The organism is Haloarchaeobius amylolyticus, assembly GCF_026616195.1.
Classification (GTDB): domain Archaea; phylum Halobacteriota; class Halobacteria; order Halobacteriales; family Natrialbaceae; genus Haloarchaeobius; species Haloarchaeobius amylolyticus.
This window is the reverse complement of the sequence record NZ_JANHDH010000003.1, coordinates 484058-505938: the sequence shown is the minus strand read 5'-3', so window position 1 is coordinate 505938 and position 21881 is coordinate 484058. Positions and strand designations below refer to the sequence as shown.

Here is a 21881-nt window from a genome sequence, read left to right as displayed (position 1 = left end):
CCTGCGGCGATGTGAGACGGAGCCCACGCCGCAGGGGACCTCTCGGTTCTATTAGATTACCAGTCGAGGCTCCCACCGCTCTGGTACTCGGTGACCTGCGTCTCGAAGAAGTTCTTCTCCTTGTTGAGGTCGACCTGCTCCGACATCCAGGGGAAGGGGTTGTCCGTCCCGTACTGCTCCGGCAGGTCGAGCTGGCCCAGCCGGCGGTCCGCGACGTGCTCGACGTACTCTGCGAACTGGTCCGGGCTCAACCCAAGGATGTCGTCCGGACAGGCCTCGTACGCGTATATCTTCTCCAGGTCGACGGCCTCGGTGACGAGGTCGACCACCTCGTCGCCGAACTCGTCGGTCCAGACGCCGGGATGCTCGGTGCGGATCTCGTCGATGAGGTCGACGCCGAACCCGAGGTGGAGCGACTCGTCGCGCATGATGTACTCGAACTGCTGGCCGATGCCGACCATCTTGTTCTGGCGTTTCAGCCCGAGCATCATGGCGAAGCCGGCGTAGAAGAAGATGCCCTCCATGATGACGTAGAACCCGACGAGGTCGCGAAGGAAGTCCCTGCGGTCCGCCTCGGTCTCGATGGTGAACCCGTCCTCGGTGATGACCCGCGTCAGGTCGACGACGAACTCGTCCTTCTCCGCGATGGAGGGGACGCGGTCGTACATCCCGTAGAGGTACTCGGGGTCGAACCCGAGCGAGTCACAGCAGTAGATGAAGGTGTCCGTGTGGATGGCCTCCTCGTAGGCCTGCCGGAGCAGGTACTGGCGGCACTCGGGGGCGGTGACGTAGTCGTAGACGGCGAGCACGATGTTGTTGGCGGTGAGCGACTCGGCCGTCGAGAAGAACCCGAGGTTCCACTCGACGAGCTGTCGCTCGGCGTCTGTGAGGGCGTCCCCGTTCCACTGGGAGACGTCCTCCTGCATCGGTATCTCCTCGGGGACCCAGTTGTTGTTCACCCCGGCCTCGTAGTACTCGCGGGCCCAGTCGTACTCTACCGGCAGTATCTTGTTCGGGTCGTGGTCGGTGTCGGTGTCGAGTATCGGCATGGTCGTGTTCTGAGATGGCGTGGTTTGCTGTCGTCACTGGCAGGCGTCGCAGGTCGGGTCCTCCACGGCACAGAGGTCGCGGCCGTCCGAATCGTCGGTCCGGCTCCGTGGCGTGCCACCGTCTGATTCGACGGCGGTCGCGCCGTCACCGTCGCGGTGCTGGGTCTTCCCGTACTCGGCCATGTCGAGCGTCGACTTCTCCACCTGCGACGCGCCGAGGGTGCGGAGGTAGTAGGTCGTCTTCAGGCCGAGCTCCCACGCGGTCTCGTACACGTCGGTGAGCAGGGAGCCATCCGTCGAGGGGAAGAAGACGTTGTGCGAGACCGACTGGTCGATCCACGTCTGGCGGTGTGCGGTCAGTCGGAGCTGGTGGCGCGGGTCGATCTCGAACGCGCCGCGGTACAGCTCCTGGAGGTGGTCCGGAATCGCATCTATCGCCCGTATCGAGCCGTCGTGGTACTTGATGCGGTCGACCATCTCGTCGTCCCACAGGCCGCGCTCACGGAGGTCGGCCACGAGCTGGTCGTTGACGACGGTGAAGTCGCCGGACATGTTGGACTTGACGTAGAGGTTCGAGTACAGCGGCTCGATGGAGGGCGTCGTCCCGTTGATGGTCGAGACGGTCGCCGTCGGGGCGATGGCCATCGTGTTCGAGTTCCGCATCCCGTGTTCCGCGACGTGTTCGCGGACGACGTACCAGTCGAGGGTCTCCTCTCGGTCCGTCGGAATCTCCCGGCCGCGTTCGTCTTCGAGGCGGTCGACGGTGTCCTGCGGGAGCAGCCCGCGGTCCCACTTCGACCCCTCGTAGGAGGAGTAGGAGCCGCGTTCCGCGGCGAGCTTCGAGGAGTTCAGGATGGCGTGGTACGAGACGAACTCCTGCCAGCGGTTCGCCGTCTCGACGGCCGCTTCCGAAGCCATGGGCACCTCCAGGCGCATGAGGGCGTCGTGGAACCCCATCGTCCCGAGGCCGACCGGGCGGTGGCGCATGTTCGAGTCCTCGGCCTCCTCGGTCGGGTAGAAGCACAGGTCGACGACGTTGTCGAGCATCCGCATCGCCGTCTCGATGGTGTCGGCGAGGTGGTCGCGGTCGAGTTCGCCGTCGGAGACGTGCGTCGCGTAGTTCACGCTCCCGAGGTTGCAGACGGCGTGTTCGTCCTGGCTCGTGTTGAGGGTGATCTCGGTGCAGAGGTTCGAGGAGTGGACGGTGCCGACGTGGTCCTGCGGGGACCGGACGTTGCAGGGGTCCTTGAACGTCACCCACGGGTGGCCGGTCTCGAAGAGGCGGGTGAGCAACTGTCGCCAGAGGTCGGTCGCGTCGACGCGCTCGTACTGCCGGAGCTCCCCGTTCTCTGCCTGCTGCTCGTACTCGCGGTAGCGTTCTGCGAACGCTTCGCCGGTCAGTTCGTGCAGGTCGGGCACCTCGTCCGGGCTGAACAGGGTCCACTGCTCGTCGGCCTGCACCCGCTTCATGAACAGGTCCGGTATCCAGGCCGCCGTGTTCATGTCGGGGGTGCGCCGGCGCTCGTCGCCGGTGTTCCGCTTGAGGTCCATGAACGCGGGGAAGTCGAGGTGCCAGCACGCGAGGTAGGCACACGCCGCGCCGCGGCGCTTGCCCGAGCGGTTGATGGCGGCGGTCACGTCGTTGCTGATGCGCAGGAAGGGAACCACGCCGGTCGATTCGACACCGGTCGACTGGATGAGCGACCCGGCGGCCCGGAGGTTGGTCCAGTCGTTGCCGAGGCCGCCGCTCCACTTCGAGAGCTGGGCGTGGTGCTTGTAGGCGTCGAAGATGCCCTCGAGGTCGTCCTCGACCGTTGTGAGGTAACAGGAGGAGAGCTGCGGGTGGGTGGTCCCGCTGTGGAACAGGGTCGGCGAGGAGGGCGTGAACTCGAGCTTCGAGAGCACATCGTAGAAGGCTTTCGCGCGCTGCTGGGGGTCGTCCTCCTCGATGGCGAGGCCCATGGCGACGCGCATCCAGAACGCCTGCGGGAGTTCGAGGTGGTCGCCGTCTTCCTCGGTCTTGAGGAAGTAGCGTTGCGAGAGCGTCTCCATCGCCATGTACTCGAAGTGCTCGTCGCGGTCGAGGTCGAGGTACTCGGCGAGGGCTTCGACGTCGAAGCGGTCGCGGAGTCGCTCGTCGAGGAGGCCGACCTCGACCCCACGTTCGAGGTTCGTCACGAACGTCGCGCGGTACGCCTGGTCGAGGTCGAACCCGGTCAGGTCCTCACCGATGACCTCGCGGTAGTACTGCTGGCGGAAGACCGCGGCGGCGACCCGCTTGAGTTCCGGGTCGCGCTCGATCCGGGCGGTCAGCGACTGCAGGACGGCCTGGTACACCTCGTCGACGCTCGCGCCGTCGTAGAGGTTGCGCTCGATCTCGGTGTGGACGTCCTCCCAGTCGGTCCCTGTGAGGTCGGTCTCGTGGCCTGTGCGTGCCCGGTCGAGGATGGACCGGGCGTCCGTGGTCGTCGTGGTAGATTGCTGGCTCATAGATGCGGTGTGGCGAACGACTCGGTGCGGCTGGCTCTCCCGGGGATGGGCCGGTGGGGCCCATCGCGGTCCCCTCGTGGCGGGCGTCAGCGTGGACGCGTCGCTCGCCGATGGCGTCGGCAGAGATGCCTCTCACCGGCCCGTCACTCGGTGGGAGACCGCACGCCGGGAGCTTGTTCTGGCCGCAATCTCTCCTGTGCTACCGCTCCCTGATAAGTGCTTCCCAATCAGATTGAAATAGATAAAGTAGAGTTGAATTAGGGACGCTGGTCGCCGTCGTCGGTCTCTTCTCTGTCGTCCGTATCGGCCGAACTCGGGGGAGTATCGCTCTCGCTGACATCGTCGCCACCGTTCCACCCGTCATCGCTGGTCTCGTCCGCATCGCCGTCACCGGCATCACCTCCCGGGCTGTGGTCGTCCCGGACACGGTCACGCTGGGCGGGCACCGGGTCCAGCTCGGGCGCGATGTCGCCGAGGACCAGCATCGCGTAGTACCGGAGGTACGTCTGGACGGGCACCTGCGCGACCGCGGCGACCGCGATGATCCCGACGACGAACAGGAGTGCTGCGAGTCCCATCACGACGATGCCGAGGGACTCGACGGCGGAGAACAGTACGAGGCCGCCACCGAACAGCAGTCCGAGGGGGACGAGCAGCACCAGCGCCGCGACCCCGGTCACGACGGTGACGAGGACGGCACCGACCATCGAGAGGAGCGCCCCGGCGACGGCGTAGGCGAGGTACTGTGTCCAGTTCGCGGGGATGGTCCCCCAGAGGCGCCGCCAGCCGGCGAGGACGCCGACCTCCTCGACGAGCATGATGGGGACGACGAAGACGGTCGTGAACCCGTTGACGACCCCGACGACCACGGCGAGGATGACGAACAGGGGTATCAGCAGGAGCGCGAACGCGGCGAACGCGGCCAGGGGCACGGCCACCTCGGTGCCGACCGCCCAGAGGAAGAACAGGCCCGCGAACGTCACGACCGCGCCGAACACGAGGAACCCGAGGACCAGCCGGAACCAGAAGAGCGAGAGCCCGGCCCGCCAGTGCTCCGTCCAGTACTGCCTGACCGCGACGGCCTCCTCCCGGAGCGATTCGATGAACACGAACTCCAGTATCGACCCGAGCAGGAGGAAGGCGAGGGCCAGGACGAGGATCGCCAGCACGATGGCGGCGATGATCCACAGCTCCGGGACCGTGAGCTGGCCGGGGTCGACCGGCGCGGGTCCGCCGCGTCCACCGGAATCCGTCGGGGCGCTGAACTGGAACGAGGAGAAGTTCGCGCCGGGGCCGCCGACGAACAGGACGACGAGCGCCAGTTTCAGCCAGTCCGACCGGCCCAGCGACCGCAGGAACGACCGCGTCACCTGGTACGCGTCGCCCAGGTCCTCGATAGCGTGGAGTACCATACGTGGAGAGAGGCAGGCATCGGTGATGAAAGTGTGCGTCGTATGAGGTGTCGACTGGATTCAAGTACCGCGAGGTGCCAGGGTTGGGTATGCGCGATTCCCTCCACCGCGCCGCCCGCGAGCGCTACACCCCGAAGAACGTCCTGTCGTTCGTGGTCGCGGTCGTCGTCCTGACGGCTCTCGTCGACGACAGGACGGTCGTCCTCGCGCTGCTCGCAGCAGTACCGATCCTCGAAGGCGCGGCCCTGACCCGTGAGGCACCCGGGGTCGACGGGCGCTGGGCGAAGGCCGGCCTCGGCGCACTCGCCTTCCTCATCGGCCTGGGCTGGCTCGCCCTCGAACTCCACGGGGCCGGGACCGGCGACCCGGTCTGGGTCCCGGCGCTCGCCGCAGCCACCGGCCTCTGGGTGCTCCTCGACACCCGGCGCGACTTCGTGGAAGGGCGACAGCCCGGCGAGTCCGAGCCCGCGGAGATGGAGTCCGACGAGGTGCTGCTGGTCCTGAACCACACCCACCTGGTCGCCGAGGCGCTGGAGACGGGGCCGAAGACGGTCCCGGAACTGGCCGCGGCCTGTGACCTGACCGAGTCGCGAGTCCGGGCGGCACTCGACGCGACGACGACGAGCGACACCGTCTACCGGGTCGACGACGACGCGGACCCGCCACGATACGCCCTCGACGAGTCGAAGGTCGGGCCGGTGGCGTTCGTCCGCGAGAACGGGCGCCGGGCCGTCCACCGGCTCCTTCGCCCGGTGCGGTGGTGAGGGCGGCGCTGGCGAGCCCGCGCCGGCCCCGAATCCAGCAGATATTTCCACACGACCCACCTGCCGTCCCGGTATGGACGCAGCGCTCGGACCGCCGGAGAAGATGGCCGAGCAGGCCGACGAGCTGACGCCGATGATGCGCCAGTACTACGAACTGACCGAGCGCTACGACGACGCGCTCGTCCTCTTCCAGGTCGGCGACTTCTACGAGACCTTCTGTGCGGCCGCCGAGGCCACCTCCCGCATCTGCGAGGTGACCCTGACCAAGCGCGAGGACTCGACGGGACGATATCCGATGGCCGGGGTGCCCATCGACAACGCCGAGAGCTACATCGAGTCCCTGCTCGACGCGGGCTACCGCGTCGCGGTCGCGGACCAGGTGCAAGAGCCGGAGGAGGCCAGCGGCGTGGTCGACCGCGCCGTCACCCGCATCGTCACGCCCGGGACCCTGACCGAGGCCGAACTGCTCGCGACCGACGACAACAACTTCGTCGCCTGCCTCACGCGGTCGGGCGACCCCGACGACCCGACGGGCGAAGGTGGCGAGTACGGTTTCGCGGTTCTGGACGTGTCGACGGGCGACTTCTACGCGACCGCGCCCCCGAACGAACCGACCGTGGCTGACGAGATCGGACGGTTCGACCCCGCGGAGGCCATCGTCGGGCCGGACGCCGGCGCCGACGCCTTCCCCGCCGACTGCATGGTCTCGCCCTACGACCGGACCGCCTTCGAGGCCGGCCAGGCCCGCGAGAAGGTCACCGAGTACTTCGGCGACCCGGACGCCCTGCTTGCTGGCGATGCCGAGGTGCGGGCGTGTGGCGCGCTGTTGGCCTACGCCGAGTACACCCGCGGCGGCGAGGAGGGCTACCTCGACTACCTGAACCACCTCACCCGGTACGACCCGCGGGAGTACGTCGTCCTCGATCCGACGGCCATCGCCAGCCTCGAACTGTTCGAGCGTCGCTCCGTCAGGAGCGTCGAGGGCGCGACGCTCGTCGAGGTGCTGGACGAGACGGCCTGCGCGATGGGCCGCCGCGAACTCACGGACTGGCTCCGGCGGCCACTGGTCGACCAGGACCGCATCGAGGGCCGGCTGGACGCCGTCGGCGAACTCGCCCACGACCCCGTCACCCGCGAGACGCTCCACGAACTGCTCCGGGACGTGTACGACGTGGAACGGCTCATCACCCGTGTCTCCCGCGGTCGGGCGAACGCCCGCGACCTGCGCTCGCTGAAGGACACCCTCGACGTGGTCCCCGAGCTCAAGGAGACGATGGCCGACCTCGAGACGGACCGGCTCGCCACCCTCCGTGAGGGGCTGGACGAACTGGAGGACGTGCGCGACCTCGTCGGCCGAGCAATCCGCGAGGAACCACCCATCGAGGTGACCGAGGGCGGCGTCATCGAGTCCGGGTACGACGAGACGCTGGACGACCTGCGCGAGACCGAACGCTCTGGCAAGCGGTGGATCGATTCCCTCGAGGAGCAAGAGCGCGAGCGTACCGGCATCGACTCGCTGAAGGTCGGCAAGAACCAGGTCCACGGCTACTACATCGAGGTGACGAACCCGAACCTCGACCGGGTGCCGGACGACTACAACCGCCGGCAGACCCTGAAGAACTCGGAGCGCTTCTACACGCCCGAACTCAAGGAACGCGAGGACGAGATATTGCGGGCCGAACAGCGCGCCGACGACCTCGAGTACGACCTCTTCCGCGAGGTCCGGTCGTCGGTCGCCGCCGAGACAGAGCGCGTGCAGGGGCTCTCGGACCGCATCGCCGCACTCGACGTGCTCGTCTCGTTCGCGACCGTCGCCGCCGAGAACGACTACGCCCGCCCCGAGTTCTCCGGGACCGGTATCGACATCGAGGCGGGCCGCCATCCCGTGGTCGAGCAGACCCAGGACTCGTTCGTCCCGAACGCGGCCCACTTCGACGACGAGGAGTTCTTCGCGGTCATCACGGGCCCGAACATGAGCGGGAAGTCGACGTACATGCGGCAGGTCGCGACCATCTGCCTGCTCGCGCAGGCGGGCTGTTTCGTCCCTGCAGAGTCGGCCGACCTGCGCATCCTCGACCGCATCTTCACCCGGGTCGGCGCCAGCGACGACATCGCGGGCGGCCAGTCGACGTTCATGGTCGAGATGACCGAACTCGCCGACATCCTGCGCGACGCCACCGAGGACTCGCTCGTGCTGCTCGACGAGGTCGGCCGCGGCACCTCGACCGCCGACGGCCTCGCGCTGGCGAAGGCGGTCACCGAGTACGTCCACGACGAACTCGGCGCGACCACGCTGTTCGCCACGCACCACCACGAACTCACGGCGGTCGCCGCCGACCTCGACGGGGTGTTCAACCTGCACTTCGACGCGACCGAGGTCGACGGCGAGGTCAAGTTCAACCACGACGTGGGCCGGGGCGCGGCGACGGCCTCCTACGGCGTCGAGGTCGCCCAGGCCGCCGGCGTGCCGGACCCGGTGCTGGCGCGGGCGCACGAACTGCTCGAGGAGGAGACGGTCGCCGACGCCCCCGAGACGGCGACTGGCGTCGCAGAACCGGACGCGAACGACGTGGCGGGGGCGTCGGAGCCGGATACGGCCACCGCCGACGGCGGGTCCGTCGACGGCTCGCCCGACCTCGATGCCATCCAGGACCGTCTCGAGGCCCTGAACGTCGCGGACACGACGCCGATGGAGGCGCTCCGCATCCTCGACGACCTCAAGCGCGACCTCGACTGAGACCGGGGTCCCGTCTCAGAGGTCCTTCGTCATCCCGCACTCCGGACACCGCAACTGCTGCCCGTCCTCGCCCATGATGAACCGCAGGGAGTCGCTCTCCCCGCATTCGCGACACTCCATCGGGACGCGGACGTCCTCGCTTCCCTTGGGGGCGCCGAGCGCGAGCGCGACGACCTGCTCGTCGGACTCGTTCGTCCCCTGCTGGTACTCGCCGCGGCCGAAGCGGACCGCCTCGTGCGGGCCGACCTCGACGCTCTCCTCGGGTGTCTCGAACGTCGCGGTCCCCTCCACGACGTAGAACACCTCCTCCTGGTCCATGTGGGTGTGCATCCCGCCGGAGAACGACTCGCCGGGTTCGAGCGCGTAGTAGTTGATGGCGAGGTCGCTCGTCCCCAGGGGGTCCGAGAGGCCGCGGCGGTCGAGGTCCGAGTCTCCGAGGAAGTTGCTCTCGACGTCGTCGATGTCGACGTGTTCCATATCCGGCACCCACTCGCTCCGGCCTGAAAAACGCAAGTCTGTCGGCGCCGCCTGCCGGAGGGTCCGCGTCGTGGCCGGGAAGGCGTCGCTCAGGATTCCTCTTGCACCCGGTCGATCTGGCACCGCGTGCACAGGTCGTCCGCGAAGCAACTGATGGTGTCGTACGGACAGTCGTGCTCGGGCACGTCGACCGAGAGGCGACGCTTCGCGTTCTTCCACTCGACCTCCCACGCCTCGATGTCCATCTCCGCGGACGTGAAGACGACCTCGTCGTCGCGGTTCTCGATCTTGACGACGGTGTCCGCGGCGAGGTGCTCTTTGGTGGTGGCGATAGCAGCACTGTACGAGTTGCAGTGGTGCTGTGTTCGCCCACTGCTGTCGCTCAGTACCACGACCGTGAGTCGGTTGTCGACGGTCTCGGTCGGACGCAGCCCACGGGTCATCTGGTGTAGGGTTGCGATTCGAGGTACTTCAAGCAATGGCTCACCCGCGACTCGCGGAGCAGTGCCGACGCGGGAACCGACCGCAACCGACCCGAACGGACGACGGAAACCCGTCCGATTATCAGTTCTCCAACCAAATCCTCGATACCCCTCCGATGCGTCCGACACCTGCCCTCGACCGCCGCCACTCGCTGTTCGCGGCCCTGCTCGTCAACGTCGTTCCGCTGGTCGGCGTCGTCGCCCTCGACTGGTCGCTGCTGGCCCTGCTCGTCAACGTCGTTCCGCTGGTCGGCGTCGTCGCCCTCGACTGGTCGCTGCTGGCCCTGCTCGTCGTCTACTGGTGGGACCTCGGCGTCAACCTCGCGTTCGCCGCGTTCGAGGGACTGTTCGCGCAGCTGCCGCCCGAGAACGACGCAGACCCGATGGTGCTGGGGGCACTCGAGGCGAAGCGTGGCGGGCTCTCGATTCCACTGACCCCGCTCTCGGTTCGCGTCGCGAACCTGCCCGCCGTCCTCGTCGCCGTCTTCGTCTTCGGGCTGGTCTGGGTGCTCGTCGGCGTCTTCTCCATCGGGGCCCTCGGCGAGTGGGCAGCCGGGACTGGCCTCACCGAGTCGGAGCGTGTCTCCGCCGGGTTCGGCGTCGTCGCCGTGTTCCTCGGCCGGGCCATCGACGCCGGGTCGGAGTACTTCCTGCCGAGGGAGTACGAGGACGTTCCCGTCCAGAGCCCGCTCCAGTCGGCACTCCTGCCATTGCTCGGCATCGGCGGGGTGATGGTCGTCGGGAGTGGGCTCGTCGTCGCTGGCGCGCCAGCGCCGGTCGGCCTGGCCAGCATCCTGTCGATGAAACTGGCGGTCGACCTTGGCCGCATCTACCACGACCGGCTGGTCGCCTTCGACGACCGCACGGACCTCGACATCGGGCTGGCTGTCGAGTTCTCCGGGTGGCCCGCAGTCGATGCGGACCGTCACGACGCGACCGAGACGGTCCGCCCGCACAGACTCGCGCTCCTCATCGACGGGGTCCTTCGGGGGTTCCGGTCGACCCTCTGTCTGGTGTTCGTGGCCCTCTCCCTCGCGCTCGGGTTGCTCGGCCTGGCGACCCAGAACTGGGCCGTCGTCGGACTGGTGGCCCAGGTCGTCGCGGCCCTCCTCGGCATCTTCGCCGTGTTCGGCCTCCTCGACAGAACGATACGGTACCTGGGGATGGAGTACCGGGTCGCGGGAGACGTGGTCGGCTACGACCGGCTGTTCGGGCCGCAGTACCGGCTGACCCGCGAGCAGGTCGCAGACTGCGAGCACCGCCGAACCGTCGCAGACCGGGTGTTCGGCACGAGGACACTCGTCGTCGAGAGGGACGACGACCAGGTCAGGCTTCCACACCTCCCGACGACTATCGAACTCCCCGACGGAGACTGAACGACGGCCGAAAGCGGCTTCTTCGTCCACCTGTCGTGGAGCGAGCGCTCAGGTGTGGCCACAGAAAGCATTTATCCTGATTCGAACACGTACGAGGCAGACCGATGAACGTCGCGTTCTGACCGGACTCCGGAGTCTCGCGACCTGCCCACCCTCGGTACCATCTGGTCTCCGACTCCGGGCTCCGCCGCCTGCTCGCTTCGGCAGCGACTGCGCCGGCGCAGTGCCCTCTCACACCTCGTCAGGTCGCCGACCACCACTCGATAGATCACCACGACACAGCACCCCTACGACACTCCCACGACACACCACACGATGACAGACAGAGACCGACTCACCACGACCGCAACCCTCGAACGGATGGTACAGCTCGTCGCCCCCGACTGGTCGATTCTGGCGGACGACCCGGAACCGTCGGGGCGGCACGCCACCCACCGCCTCCACGTCGAGACACCGTCGGGCGACCGGCGGGTGGTCCTGAAGGCGTCGAACGACGAGGAACCGTTCTGCCGTGAAGCACGGTTGCTCGCGGTCCTCGACTCGAACACCACCCTCCCAGTGCCCACCGTCCTCGGCGTCGTCGACGAGCACGACGACCTCCCGGCACCGTTCTTCCTCATGGAGGAGGTACCGGGCGAGAGCGTCGACAAATCGGAGACCGACACACTCTCCGAGGAGACCCTCCGACAGATCGCGGTCTCGTCCGGTCGCCACCTCGCGGAACTCCACGCCCTCGATGCTGTCGACGCCTTCGGCGTGGTCGACATCCAGCAGGGCGAGCCGCTCTCCGGTGGCAGACCAGCCGGTGACCCCGGAACGCTGCGGGTCCCGGACGGTGATACCTCGTGGGCCACCCACGTCGAATCCTCGTTCGAAGAGCTACTCGACGCACTCGAGGATTCGCGGTTCGACGACGTCTGCCCCGACGTCGCAGAGGCCGTCGAGCCGATGGTCGCCGAACTTCGGGCTACCGAGCCGTTCGACCCGGTCATCGGGCGCGTCGAGCATTCGCTGGACAACGTCCTCTTCGACCGCGAGGCCGGAACAATCACGGGATTGCTCGACTGGGAGTTCGTGGCGTCGATGACGGCCGCGAACGACATGGTGTTCGCCGAGTTCTGGCTGAGCGGTGGCCAGTGGGGACTGCTCCCAAATACGCCGGACTACCGCCGGCTCGTCCGTGACGGCCTCCTGGAGGGGTACCGTGAAGTCGGCTCGCCGGCTGTCCTGACGGAGTTCCGGGCGCATTATGACTGCTACGCGACGCTCCAGTTGCTCCGGACGATGGTGCTCTTCGACGGGCTGTTCGACGCCTACGGGGCGACCGACCGCGAACGCGAAGGCGCGGCGGCGACGCTCCGTGACCGGCTCCTCGCGACCCTCGAGCCGGAGCCGAGGTAGCAGCCGGACAAACCGACCGACGTATCGTGGTTTCGACCGCGAACCCGCCCATCGTTTCGCCGAGAGACGTTTCACCGGACGTTTTTTGTGGTCGCACGGAGTAATCCATGGTATGTCTGCGCATACCAGACGCGGTGCGAGCGCGTTCGACCGCCTCACGACGCACTACGACCTCGACCTCGTCTGCCCGAAGTGCGGGCACGAGGACGGTGACGGGCACTGGAAGGCCCGGACCGACGGTGGGAGCGTCCGCTATACACACATCTGTCCGAGCTGTGGCGAGATCCGGAAGCGAACACTGCGTCTGGGCGCGCCGAGCTGACCCGAACCGTTTCTCTGGTATCGCGCTCTCGGCCAGTCCCGCGAGCTACGGCGCCGGCGGCTCCAGCGCGACGAACTCCAGCCCGTTCTCCGCCAGTAGCCGCCGCGCCCGGTCCGTGACGGACGGCGCGACGAGGATTCCTCTCACCGTGGCGCCGGCGTGGAGGTCCCGTCGGAGCGCCTCCACGTAGCGGTTCAACTGGCTCGCGGCGTCGGGGCCGACGCGTTTGCGCTTCAGTTCCAGCACGACGACGTTCCCGTCGGTGTCCCGGCCGTAGATGTCGACCGCGCCGGCGGCGGTCTCGCGTTCGGTCGCCAGCGGCTGGAAACCGGCCTCGACGAGGGCGGGGTCGTCGAGGATGCGCTGTCGGAGGTCCTCCTCGGAGCCGGCGAGGGTGAGTTGCTCCTCGTCGGTCATCGCGAACGTCGACACCTGGGTCACGCGCTCGAAGGTCACGACCAGTTCCTCGGCCGGCGAGTCGCGCGTACTGAACACCTCGAGGTAGCCCTCCTCCGACCGGCGCGCCTCCTGGGTGCACCCCGGCGGCTGCCAGTTGACCGGCTTCTGGCCTTCGTCGGTGTGGACGAGGACGGCCCCGTCGGGCTTGCACATCACGTGCCGGTCCCCGGGGCCGAGCTGGCTGCTCGCCCGGCCGTCGTAGGCGACGGTACAGTGCCCGAAGACCGTCACGAGCCGACCGCTGGCGAGGCCTTCGGCGACGACCGCCCGTGCTGTCTCGTGGTCCGGCGTGACCACCGTCGTGACCCCTTCGGCCGTTCGCTCCCGTGTCACGATACGTTCTACCGGCGCGAGCGTATAAAAACGGCCCGCGACCGGGGAGCGACTTCCTGGGACCGACTCAGCCCACGTACACCTCTCTGCCGTCGGCCTCCCATTCTCGGATACGCTCTCGCAGGTAGTCCCCCGCGTCGGACTCGGCGAGCAGTCCTCGCTCTCGCATCGCGGCGACCGTGTCCGCGACGCCCCGGAACCACGCCGTGAGTCGCGCCGCGTCCTCGACGGGGTCCCGGTCGCGCCGGAGCGACACGAGCGCCCCCGACCCCACCGGGTCGGCGTCCGGGAACGCGCGGGCGAACCAGAGCGGCTGGAACCCCCGGACGTCGACCGTCCGGGAGACGACGTAGCACGCCTCGTACTCGAGGAAGTCGAACGCCGAGACGAGGGCGTCGAGGCTCTCGACCACGGTCCGGGGATGTGGGTCGACCGGCGTGTCCGGGTTCGCCGGCGGGTCCGGGTCCTCGCCTGCGACGATGGCTTCGTGACACCGTTCTTCCCAGTCGTTGTTCCCGCCGAACGGACTGTTGGACCGGCAGGTCGTGAGCAGTTGCCAGCCGAGTGCACCCCACTGCGAGTGGTGGACCGAGAGTCGGCCGTCTGTGCGTTCGTATGCCACCAGCGCGCGGTGACCCATCGTCACCGCCCCTGTCGGTTCGAATCGTTCGTACACATGACGCTGGCTCTGGCCGCGGGCTGGTAGATAAACCGTGGGAACGACCTGTTATCGGGATGGTCGGCGGTCTGGTTTTCGAAGGGCGGAGAAATATCGGGTCGTATTATAAAGACAACATAACAGCAGAGAAACCCTTATCTCCTAATGAGTCCTTATCCTGACAAGGACTACGGGGTGACCCCCGAAGCAACAGGACCTGCGGACTTTCTTCACGCGTCCTCGTCGCTCTGCCACCCGGTAGCCGGGAGTATACAATGCAACTTACACAGCTATTCACGGAGAAGCGCGCAGTGTCGCCGGTCATCGGCGTCATCCTCATGGTGGCCATCACGGTCATCCTCGCCGCCGTCATCGGCGCGTTCGTGCTGAACATCGGTGGGAACCAGGAGAAGGTGCCGCAGGCGAGTTTCTCGTTCGCAGTGAATGGTACTGGATTGGACATCACCCACGATGGCGGTGAGTCAGTTGCCACGGGCCAGGTGACGTTCACTGTTGACGGTGTCGATCAGACGTCACCATTCAGCGGTGACACTTCGTGGACCGCTGGCGAAACCTTCACCATCTCGGCATCGAGTGGCCAGAAGGTGAACATCGTCTGGTCCGCATCCAGCGGTTCCTCAAGCAACATCATCGGCACCTACACGGTCGCCTGAGGCTGCGGGATTCTTCTACTCTGTTTCCAGAAATCTCTGCCCTGTCGTTTCACCGACCACTCAAACCCGATTTTGAACTATCGGTTTCAATATCCTTCACCAGCCACACTATCCACATGCGATGACTGTCAGGTACCCGCTCGAAACAGCCCCTCCACGCTGTAGAGCTCGCAGACCGACACAGAGACCAGAGGTGCAGCCATGACCGACAGATCGACGCTCGCACTGGCACTGGTGGCAGTGCTCGCGATGGGCACACTCGCGCCTGCGGCCAGTGCCGCGGCGGCCGGTTCCATGTCCGAGGCCCCGGACGGCACGACGTTCGTCCACGAGGGCGACACCGTCACCGTCGCCGCGGGCAAGGACCAGGCCATCGTCGGCCAGTCCGACCTGCCCGCCGGCACGCACGTCAGCGTCCGCATCCAGTCGACAGACTCCAGCCAGCCGTTCCTGAAGACGACGGAGGTCGTCGTCACCGAGCAGGGGCGGTTCGTGGCGACGTTCGACTTCTCCGACGTCGAACCCGGCGTGACGTTCGAGGTCTCGGCCGTCAGCGACGGCGAATCGCTCGCCACGGAGAACGGGACCGTCGTCGAGTGCTCGGGCGACTGTAGCGACGACCTGACCGCGACGATGCCCGTCGAGGACCGGAACCTCGACCCGACCGACCCCGACGAGTTCGGTAGCGAGGACCTCGCGGTCCCGGACCCGGTCGTCGGCGCGCAGGGCGAAGAAATCCCGATACCCGTCGCACTCGGCGACGCCGACGAGGCGACGCTCGCCATCGGGTCCGAGGAGGTGAACTACCGTATCAACGCGACGGTCAGCGACGGAACCGGCGACGGTCGCGTCGTCGTCCTCTTCGATACGGTGAACGCGGGCCACCCTGCAGAGACGCTCTCCGTCGCCGACGAAGGGGATTCCCTCCGAGTCCACTCCGGCTCGGAGACGCAGTGGAAGCCGTCGCTGGGCATCATGGACGCGGGGTCGTACCAGTTCAGTCTCCACCGGGGGCAGAGCACCACCGACGAGTCGGCGGTGCAGGTGTCCTCGATGGTCGTCCAGGCCAACGAGTCTGCTGAGGAGACGGAGTACTCCTACGAGGCCTGGCCCGACGGCGCCGGGGAGTTCGGTCTCCAGGAGGACATCGTCACGACCGAGCAGGGCGACGTATCAAGCTTCTGGCTCTCGATGGGCACCAGCGAGCAGGCGACCATCACGGTCGGGAGCGACGGTGCGGGCTACGCGCTCACGGCGACCGTCAGCGACGGGAACGACGACGGCGTCGTCCAGTTGCGCTTCGATACCGCCGCCGCGGGCGACCCGGACGAGGCGACGCTGACCGCGGCCGACGGTCCCGACTCGGTGACCGTAAAGAGCGAGACGACGCTCGACACCGGGCTACCGGCCGCGATGTTCGACATCTCGCTCTACCGCGGGACGAACACCGACGGTGCCGACGACGTGGGGACGCTCGCGGTCCGCGATGGCTTCTACCTCGACACCGCGCAGGGGACGACGAGTTCCAGCGCCGGGACGAACCAGACCGCTGGCGAAAACGCCGGCCCGGACTCGAGTTCACCCGGTGACGACGACTTCGACTTCGTCGGCGCAGGCGCGCTCGTCGGTGGTGGCGTCTTCGCCATCGCGGGCGTGCTCTACCTGCTCAAGGTCGCGAACTAGCCCTCCCACGTTTTCATCGCTGTATCGGCGACAGGCGAACGAACTCGTCTCGAATCCGTCTTCTTCCGAAACGTAACCTAGCTGTCCCTGAAGCCGACCGCGACGACCGCGGCCACGATGAGACACGACGCGAAGAAGAGCAACCCCGGCTCGAACACCTCGAAGACGAGGTAGCCGAGCGACCCGTCGGCGAACAGTGACGGAGCCGCTTCCCCGGCAGGGCCGGCCGGGCCGCCAGTGGCCCCACCCGCCGTCCCTTCGCGGACCAGTCGCTCGGCGCCCCACTGGACGAGCAGACTCCCGGCCGCGAGGAGCCCGAGGCCGCCGACGACCTGCGTCAGCGAGGTCTCCACGACCGACCGGCGGTCGTCGTCCCCCACGAACACGAGGGGGTCGTTCGCCGGGCCGTAGACCGTCATCTCGTTCCCCTTCTCCGAGTAGATTGTGTCGATGGGCTCGACGAGGTCGGCGTCCTGCAGGTTCGTCAGGTGGTAGTGGACGTTCTGGACGGAGGTGTCGAGCCGGTCGGCCAGCTCGGAGGCGGTCCCGGGCTCGTCGAACAGCGTCCGGAAGGTTGTCCGCCCGGTCTCCGAGGAGAGCGCGTCGAGCACCTCGTCCGTGTCGGCCTCGGCCATCCCGAGCACGCGCATCCGCTCGTCAGCCGTCGCCGTTCGGTCCTGGATGCGGTCGATGAGGCCAGACATGTTCGGTATCGGGAGTTTCTATCGCTGCACTACTAAAACTCGGCATTACTAAAACCCGGTTTTGAGTGGTCCCGTTCTGGGCTGCTGCGACCGCTCGCGCCGGTTCGACCGTCCCGTGGCCGGACACGGGGTCGAGTCCCTGTGGTGGGACGTCGCTCGCGGTCGCGAGTAGCAGGCGCTGGACCGTGGCCGGGGACGCGTCGGGATTTACCTCCAGCACGAGGGCGGCCACCCCGGCGACGTACGGGGCGGCCGCCGACGACCCGACGAAGCCGTTCGGGTGGTTCGCGGCCGACAGCCGGTCCGGCGCCACGAGGTCGATGCCGAGGCGAGACGGGGGCACCGGCCCGGCACCGCTGAACGGTTCTGCCCGTCCGGTCCGACCGTTGTAGGCGCCGACGGCGAGCACGTCCTCCGCGGTCGCGGGTGCGGCGATGCTCCCGGACCTGACGCGGTGCTCGAACGAGTGCGTCGGCGAGGAGAGCGAGAACCGGACGCCGGTCGCGGTTTCGCCGCCGGTGACGGTGACGTAGTAGGACTCGTCGGGGTCGAGCGTCGCGTGGATGCGCTCGTTGGGCACGTCGTCCGCCCGGTAGGGCTGCGAGCGCGCGACCAGGCGTGAGCCACCCTGTTCCTCGGCGTAGAGTTCGAGGGTGAGGTTCGCGTCGGGTCGCGCCTGCTCCCACGAGAGCCAGACCGAGACCTCCCGCCGGCCGTCACCGACGAGGTAGTTCCGCGTGTCGGCCTCGAAGCGGTCCTCGGTCTCTGCGTCCTCGTCCGCGAGTCGCTGGTCGAAGCGGTGGGCACCGTCGGCGGGGTCGAAGTGTCCGGTCCAGTGGCTCTGCCCGAGGTTGCCCGCGGAGGCCACCACGAGGGTCCCCTGTGACTGCGCCTTGTGTGCGACGCGGTCGACCCGGGCGGAGCCGTCGTCGGGCTTCCCGTAGAAGGTCACGGGGGCGACGACCACGTCGACGTCCTGCTCGACCATCCATGCCATCGCGCGACGGTAGTCCTGCCCCGTATCGAACGACGCGAGGTAGAGGTCGGCGTCCGGCGCGACCCGGGAGACGAGCGAGGCGGCCGCCGTCCCGTGGGCGTTCTGGCCGTCGTTCGCCACGGTCTCGCCCGCCGCGAACGAGCGCGCCGCCACGACGCGGTCCGCGATGGCCGGGTGGTCGGTGTCGAAGCCGGTCACGTCGACGACGCCCACCGTGACGTTCTCCCCGGTGATGCTCCGGTCGTGCAGGTCCGAGAGGTTCGCCGATGGGTCGATGGCCGAGGCAGACCCGGCGCTCCCCGTGCCATCGGTCGGGAAACTGGTCGCGAACAGGCCGACCCCGCCCACCAGCAGGCCGACGAGGCAGACCACGGCTACCAGCCGGGCCGTCCCGCGGTCCGTCGGCCAGCCCCCGAACCGGCCGTGGGGGTGGTCGTCGCCTGTCATCGCGAACACCCGCTGGTCATCGTCTCGAAGGTCACCCGCGATGTGGAAAAAACGCTACGATGACACGTCGTCGGGCTGTGAAGTCTGTCCGACTATCTGTCGGCCTGCTGGAAGCGGTCAGTCTCCGGTGCGTTGTACCCTGGCGACCTCGACCGGATCACCAGCCGCGGTGCTGGTGTAGACGCGGTCGGTCCCGACGCTGCTGCCGTGGATGGTCGACGTGTCGTGGACCGCACCGGTCGAAACCTGGATGTAACCCTGGTCGGTATCGCCCACAGCTGGGCCGTCGGCCGCCGCACCCTTGCGCTCGTACAGCCTGTCTTCGCCGTCGACGCGCTCGTGTCGGAGGTACTCGTCGTGCCAGCGGACCGGCTGTGCCGCGGTTCTGGAACCGGTCGTGCCAGCGTGGACTACCGGCAGGCCGACCTCCTCGCGCACGTCGTGCGAGAGCCACTCCCCACCGGTTGCGACCGAAAGGACCGCGACGTAGGGGCGCTCCGCTGGCGAGACCACGATGACGTCGACTACCTCGCCGTCGAGGTCGTCGCCGGGGTCCGTGGTGAACAGTTCGAGGTGTGGGGACCGCCCGGTGCGCATCTCGGCGAGGAGAGGGGGGTCGGGGGCACCCACCGGGTCCGCGAACACGTGACAGTGGGCGATGGGCCGGTCCAAATCGTCGGTCAGCACCTCTGCGCCTGAGGCGACGCGTCGCTCCCCGCCTGCGGCCTCGACCGCGTCCTGCCACAGGCCCTCTGCGGGGGCGAACGCCCACCTGGCCTCGGTCGCGTAGTCGAGCGTCACGGCCTCGTGGACGGTGAGATCGGCCGTCGAATCGAACCCCCAGCCGTCGGGTTCCCGGCGGAGTCCGCCGTGGACCCGGTAGCCCGGCCGGAGGCGGTCGACCTGTCGCTGGAACTCGGGTGGGTATTCGCTGTCTCGAACGAGTACGGTGCCGCCGAGTTGCGAGTCCAGGGCGGCGCACGGGTCCGACTCGGCGCGAACCGCGCGCCAGTCCGGACCGCCGGCGAGGTCACGGACGAGCAGGCCGTCTGTTCGGCGGTCGAGCACCCGGAGGTCGTCGGGGGCACCGTCCGGCGGCGTCTCGGTCGCGTCGGCGGCCATCACCTCGGTATCGGAGGAGCAGCAGGAAACGTCTTGCGGCGATTCGACCGGGCACGAGTCGCTCTCACTGGAATCTGCCGCCGAAGCACCGTTCTACGAGATTGTGAGTTCTGTTGTCGTGGTCCTGTGGGAAACGTAGAAGTCGGTTGGAAACCCGTGTGCAGAGTCGGCGAGGTGCCAGGACAGTGGCTGTCGTGTGATAGCGCTCCAATCAGGAGCGCAGTCAATTTCCCGTCCGGAATAACAGAAAATGTTGCTGGTACTGTGGAGAGTTAGAAGACGGATGTTCCTCCCATCCAGGGACCTCGCCCAGACCGAAGAAGGTTAATCCCACCGGGACCGACGCTCGAACAGGCACAGGGCCGTTGAGCACGACCACGGTTTCATCGGCGGGGGCGACCCGGCGGGGTCGTCGCCTCCTGTACTCCGACCGCGGAAAAAGTATCCGCTATCTCGGAGTGACACCAACCACACGACGGCTCACCACACCCACCATCACAACTACCGACATGCAACCGACCGACTCTACATCAGTGAGAGAGCGTCTCTTGCATCGCTGGAGGGCCATCGACCGCGGCTGGAAAGCTATCACCGTCGGAATCGTCGTCACCCTCCTGGTCGAGGTCGGGGTGACGGTCCCCTGGTGACCAGCGGTGACAGAACGCAGTGAGGCTGGCCCGGCCGATTCTCCCACTCTCGTGGCGAGCCTGTGGTCGTACCTCCCCGGTGTCGCTGCACTCATCTGTATCGGCCTCGTCGCCCGGCTTCTGAGTCAGGTCGTCCCGTACGTCAACGCCCTCATCGCGGCGGTCGCGATCGGAATACTGCTCGGGAACCTCGTCGGTGTCCCCGACCGGCTCTCACCCGGTACCGAGACGCACAAGCTCTGGCTCGAGGCAGGTATCGTCCTGATGGGTGCACGCATCTCCCTCGAGACGCTACTCGAGGCTGGGGCGGAACTGGCCCTCGTGGTCGCATTCGGGGTCCTCGGGACCATCCTGCTCGTCGAACTCCTCGCGGTGTCCGTCTTCGATGTCCCCCAGAAACTCGGCTCGCTACTGGCCGCCGGTGCAGGAATCTGTGGCGTCTCGGCGGTCGTCGGCGTCGCTGGCAGCATCCGCGCGAACGAAGAGCAGATCGCCTACGCAGCCGGTACCATCCTCCTGTTCGACGTCGTCACCCTGTTCGTCTACCCGGCGGTCGGCGAGTGGCTCGGTCTCGCGGACCGCGTCTTCGGCGTCTGGGCAGGGCTGACGATGTTCAGCACGGGACCCGTCACGGCCGCCGGCTTCGCCGTCTCGGAGACCGCCGGGCAGTGGGCCACCGTCACGAAACTCACACGGAACTTGCTGCTCGGCGGCCTCGTCGCCGCCTACTCGATCCGGTACGCAGGTCGGGGTGAAGCCGGCGAGTCGGCTGTCTCCGCAGCCACGCTCTGGTCGTCTTTCCCGAAGTTCGTCATCGGCTTCTTCGCCGTCATGGTGCTCACCTCGACCGCGCTCGTCTCGTCCGCCGATACGACCCAGCTGACCCACGCCTACCGCTGGCTGTTCCTGTTCGCGTTCGCCGGTCTGGGCCTGAGCGTCGACGTGGGGGACCTCCGAGAGACGGGGGTCCGACCCGTCGCGCTGGTGCTCACCACACTGGTGCTCGTCAGCGTCGCCTCGCTGTTCGTGATACAGGCGGTGCTGGGTGGGTAAGGACCAGGACGGGAAGCCGACACGAACCTATCACCGCGGAGAACGCGATTGCCGAGTTACCCTGTCATCGGGGATCTCTTCCCCTCCACCCCAAGACACTTCACCCGGATGCTGGAAACCCCGCACATGCCCCGCTGGTCCCTCCCCGTCAATCCCGAGAGTGGCGGCCTCAGCACGGCCAGCAAGGTACTGGTCGGCCTCGTCGCTCTCGCTGGAATCGTCGTCCTCCTCGGCGTGTTGCTGGGTGCCAGTGACTCGCCCCGGTCGAACTCCGGGCGACCGTCGTTGACTCCCCGATGAGCGACGAACAGGTCTACGACTCGTCCGAGGTGCCCGACGGGAGTCCGGTCGATGCCGCGGTCGACCAGGCCCTCGCAGACGGGTCGAGCGCGGTCGTGAGCTCGACGAAGGGACAGGTCCACGGTGCTGGCTTCCAGGCGAACAAGTTCTACGTCGTCCGTGACGACACGGTCGTCCGGGTCGTCGTGCAGCCGCGGGCGTCGTAGCACTAACTTTCGAAACGTCGGTTCGTTCTGGTTCTCGGTTTCGCCGATGCAGGCCACGACGAGTTCTGATTCAGAAATCGGTGGTGTC

Annotated in this window: 21 protein-coding genes; 11 read left to right on the top strand and 10 right to left on the bottom strand. The window is 67.5% G+C overall.

The window, feature by feature from the left end; all coding sequences use genetic code 11:
- Positions 1–56 precede the first annotated feature (56 nt).
- The 3 genes from NOV86_RS20030 to NOV86_RS20020 form a co-directional block, all read right to left on the bottom strand.
- Positions 57–1049: a ribonucleotide-diphosphate reductase subunit beta gene (locus NOV86_RS20030; RefSeq protein WP_267643595.1), complete on the bottom strand. Its 993-nt coding sequence runs from the start codon at positions 1047–1049 to the stop codon at positions 57–59.
- A 33-nt stretch (positions 1050–1082) separates the two neighbouring features.
- On the bottom strand, positions 1083–3539 hold the full coding sequence (locus NOV86_RS20025) for a ribonucleoside-diphosphate reductase subunit alpha (RefSeq protein ID WP_267643594.1): 2457 nt from the start codon (positions 3537–3539) through the stop codon (positions 1083–1085).
- A 257-nt stretch (positions 3540–3796) separates the two neighbouring features.
- A complete protein-coding gene (locus NOV86_RS20020) occupies positions 3797–4951 on the bottom strand; it encodes a DUF7544 domain-containing protein (protein ID WP_267643593.1) in 1155 nt (384 codons plus the stop codon).
- Positions 4952–5040: 89 nt separating this feature from the next.
- Between NOV86_RS20020 and NOV86_RS20015 the strand changes: the two genes are divergently transcribed.
- Together NOV86_RS20015 and mutS are read left to right on the top strand one after the other, a co-directional pair.
- Positions 5041–5715: a hypothetical protein gene (locus NOV86_RS20015; RefSeq protein ID WP_267643592.1), complete on the top strand. Its 675-nt coding sequence runs from the start codon at positions 5041–5043 to the stop codon at positions 5713–5715.
- Between the two features lie 73 nt (positions 5716–5788).
- The gene (mutS, locus tag NOV86_RS20010) at positions 5789–8452 is read left to right on the top strand and encodes a DNA mismatch repair protein MutS (RefSeq protein WP_267643591.1); all 2664 of its coding nucleotides are present in this window, start codon (positions 5789–5791) and stop codon (positions 8450–8452) included.
- Positions 8453–8467: 15 nt separating this feature from the next.
- On the opposite strand, the gene NOV86_RS20005 is transcribed toward mutS, so the two are convergent.
- Both NOV86_RS20005 and NOV86_RS20000 read right to left on the bottom strand, forming a co-directional pair.
- Positions 8468–8929 carry a cupin domain-containing protein gene (locus NOV86_RS20005; RefSeq protein WP_267643590.1) on the bottom strand — a complete coding sequence of 154 codons (462 nt, stop codon included), beginning with the start codon at positions 8927–8929 and terminating at the stop codon, positions 8468–8470.
- Positions 8930–9018: 89 nt separating this feature from the next.
- Positions 9019–9372 (bottom strand): hypothetical protein, encoded by a 354-nt coding sequence (locus NOV86_RS20000; RefSeq protein ID WP_267643589.1) that lies wholly within the window; start codon positions 9370–9372, stop codon positions 9019–9021.
- A 155-nt stretch (positions 9373–9527) separates the two neighbouring features.
- Here NOV86_RS20000 and NOV86_RS19995 point away from each other — a divergent pair, with 155 nt between their 5' ends.
- The 3 genes from NOV86_RS19995 (at position 9528) to NOV86_RS19985 (ending at position 12510) form a co-directional block, all read left to right on the top strand.
- Positions 9528–10787, top strand: a complete 1260-nt coding sequence (locus NOV86_RS19995) for a DUF6498-containing protein (RefSeq protein ID WP_267643588.1) — start codon at positions 9528–9530, stop codon at positions 10785–10787.
- Positions 10788–11102: 315 nt separating this feature from the next.
- Entirely contained in the window at positions 11103–12188 is a 1086-nt protein-coding gene (locus NOV86_RS19990; RefSeq protein ID WP_267643587.1) for a phosphotransferase family protein, read from the top strand.
- Between the two features lie 112 nt (positions 12189–12300).
- Entirely contained in the window at positions 12301–12510 is a 210-nt protein-coding gene (locus NOV86_RS19985) for an HVO_0649 family zinc finger protein (protein WP_267643586.1), read from the top strand.
- Between the two features lie 45 nt (positions 12511–12555).
- Here NOV86_RS19985 and nucS read toward each other — a convergent pair whose 3' ends face one another.
- Positions 12556–13302: an endonuclease NucS gene (gene nucS, locus NOV86_RS19980; RefSeq protein ID WP_368408795.1), complete on the bottom strand. Its 747-nt coding sequence runs from the start codon at positions 13300–13302 to the stop codon at positions 12556–12558.
- Positions 13303–13369: 67 nt separating this feature from the next.
- The gene (locus tag NOV86_RS19975) at positions 13370–13978 is read right to left on the bottom strand and encodes a DUF6735 family protein (RefSeq protein ID WP_267643585.1); all 609 of its coding nucleotides are present in this window, start codon (positions 13976–13978) and stop codon (positions 13370–13372) included.
- 257 nt (positions 13979–14235) lie between these two features.
- On the opposite strand from NOV86_RS19975, the gene NOV86_RS19970 reads away from it, so the two are divergent.
- Together NOV86_RS19970 and NOV86_RS19965 are read left to right on the top strand one after the other, a co-directional pair.
- The gene (locus NOV86_RS19970) at positions 14236–14634 is read left to right on the top strand and encodes a type IV pilin domain-containing protein (RefSeq protein ID WP_303647866.1); all 399 of its coding nucleotides are present in this window, start codon (positions 14236–14238) and stop codon (positions 14632–14634) included.
- A gap of 201 nt (positions 14635–14835) precedes the next feature.
- Positions 14836–16317, top strand: coding sequence for a DUF7827 domain-containing protein (locus NOV86_RS19965; protein WP_267643583.1), 1482 nt, complete (start codon positions 14836–14838; stop codon positions 16315–16317).
- A 77-nt stretch (positions 16318–16394) separates the two neighbouring features.
- Here NOV86_RS19965 and NOV86_RS19960 read toward each other — a convergent pair whose 3' ends face one another.
- From NOV86_RS19960 to NOV86_RS19950, 3 genes are all read right to left on the bottom strand, one after another.
- Positions 16395–17021 carry an ArsR/SmtB family transcription factor gene (locus NOV86_RS19960; RefSeq protein ID WP_267643582.1) on the bottom strand — a complete coding sequence of 209 codons (627 nt, stop codon included), beginning with the start codon at positions 17019–17021 and terminating at the stop codon, positions 16395–16397.
- Positions 16975–18465 (bottom strand): S8 family serine peptidase, encoded by a 1491-nt coding sequence (locus tag NOV86_RS19955; RefSeq protein WP_267643581.1) that lies wholly within the window; start codon positions 18463–18465, stop codon positions 16975–16977. Before NOV86_RS19955 ends, NOV86_RS19960 begins: the two co-directional genes overlap by 47 nt.
- Before the next feature lie 117 nt (positions 18466–18582).
- Positions 18583–19587: a DUF6663 family protein gene (locus NOV86_RS19950; protein WP_267643580.1), complete on the bottom strand. Its 1005-nt coding sequence runs from the start codon at positions 19585–19587 to the stop codon at positions 18583–18585.
- 509 nt (positions 19588–20096) lie between these two features.
- Here NOV86_RS19950 and NOV86_RS19945 point away from each other — a divergent pair.
- The 4 genes from NOV86_RS19945 (at position 20097) to NOV86_RS19930 (ending at position 21793) form a co-directional block, all read left to right on the top strand.
- On the top strand, positions 20097–20234 hold the full coding sequence (locus NOV86_RS19945) for a hypothetical protein (protein ID WP_267643579.1): 138 nt from the start codon (positions 20097–20099) through the stop codon (positions 20232–20234).
- Between the two features lie 6 nt (positions 20235–20240).
- The gene (locus NOV86_RS19940) at positions 20241–21287 is read left to right on the top strand and encodes a YeiH family protein (protein WP_267643578.1); all 1047 of its coding nucleotides are present in this window, start codon (positions 20241–20243) and stop codon (positions 21285–21287) included.
- Positions 21288–21413: 126 nt separating this feature from the next.
- Positions 21414–21587, top strand: coding sequence for a hypothetical protein (locus tag NOV86_RS19935; protein ID WP_267643577.1), 174 nt, complete (start codon positions 21414–21416; stop codon positions 21585–21587).
- Positions 21584–21793, top strand: coding sequence for a hypothetical protein (locus NOV86_RS19930; RefSeq protein WP_267643576.1), 210 nt, complete (start codon positions 21584–21586; stop codon positions 21791–21793). The genes NOV86_RS19935 and NOV86_RS19930 overlap by 4 nt, the downstream gene beginning before the upstream one ends.
- The last annotated feature ends 88 nt before the right edge of the window (positions 21794–21881 follow it).

What these genes read in the sequence shown, in the direction of transcription:
- NOV86_RS20030 (WP_267643595.1), bottom strand. Translation starts at nt 1,049, where the DNA reads ATGCCGATACTCGACACCGACACCGACCACGACCCGAACAAGATACTG.
- NOV86_RS20025 (WP_267643594.1), bottom strand. Translation starts at nt 3,539, where the DNA reads ATGAGCCAGCAATCTACCACGACGACCACGGACGCCCGGTCCATCCTC.
- NOV86_RS20020 (WP_267643593.1), bottom strand. Translation starts at nt 4,951, where the DNA reads ATGGTACTCCACGCTATCGAGGACCTGGGCGACGCGTACCAGGTGACG.
- NOV86_RS20015 (WP_267643592.1), top strand. Translation starts at nt 5,041, where the DNA reads ATGCGCGATTCCCTCCACCGCGCCGCCCGCGAGCGCTACACCCCGAAG.
- mutS (WP_267643591.1), top strand. Translation starts at nt 5,789, where the DNA reads ATGGACGCAGCGCTCGGACCGCCGGAGAAGATGGCCGAGCAGGCCGAC.
- NOV86_RS20005 (WP_267643590.1), bottom strand. Translation starts at nt 8,929, where the DNA reads ATGGAACACGTCGACATCGACGACGTCGAGAGCAACTTCCTCGGAGAC.
- NOV86_RS20000 (WP_267643589.1), bottom strand. Translation starts at nt 9,372, where the DNA reads ATGACCCGTGGGCTGCGTCCGACCGAGACCGTCGACAACCGACTCACG.
- NOV86_RS19995 (WP_267643588.1), top strand. Translation starts at nt 9,528, where the DNA reads ATGCGTCCGACACCTGCCCTCGACCGCCGCCACTCGCTGTTCGCGGCC.
- NOV86_RS19990 (WP_267643587.1), top strand. Translation starts at nt 11,103, where the DNA reads ATGACAGACAGAGACCGACTCACCACGACCGCAACCCTCGAACGGATG.
- NOV86_RS19985 (WP_267643586.1), top strand. Translation starts at nt 12,301, where the DNA reads ATGTCTGCGCATACCAGACGCGGTGCGAGCGCGTTCGACCGCCTCACG.
- NOV86_RS19970 (WP_303647866.1), top strand. Translation starts at nt 14,236, where the DNA reads ATGCAACTTACACAGCTATTCACGGAGAAGCGCGCAGTGTCGCCGGTC.
- NOV86_RS19965 (WP_267643583.1), top strand. Translation starts at nt 14,836, where the DNA reads ATGACCGACAGATCGACGCTCGCACTGGCACTGGTGGCAGTGCTCGCG.
- NOV86_RS19960 (WP_267643582.1), bottom strand. Translation starts at nt 17,021, where the DNA reads ATGTCTGGCCTCATCGACCGCATCCAGGACCGAACGGCGACGGCTGAC.
- NOV86_RS19955 (WP_267643581.1), bottom strand. Translation starts at nt 18,465, where the DNA reads ATGACAGGCGACGACCACCCCCACGGCCGGTTCGGGGGCTGGCCGACG.
- NOV86_RS19950 (WP_267643580.1), bottom strand. Translation starts at nt 19,587, where the DNA reads ATGGCCGCCGACGCGACCGAGACGCCGCCGGACGGTGCCCCCGACGAC.
- NOV86_RS19945 (WP_267643579.1), top strand. Translation starts at nt 20,097, where the DNA reads ATGCAACCGACCGACTCTACATCAGTGAGAGAGCGTCTCTTGCATCGC.
- NOV86_RS19935 (WP_267643577.1), top strand. Translation starts at nt 21,414, where the DNA reads ATGCCCCGCTGGTCCCTCCCCGTCAATCCCGAGAGTGGCGGCCTCAGC.
- NOV86_RS19930 (WP_267643576.1), top strand. Translation starts at nt 21,584, where the DNA reads ATGAGCGACGAACAGGTCTACGACTCGTCCGAGGTGCCCGACGGGAGT.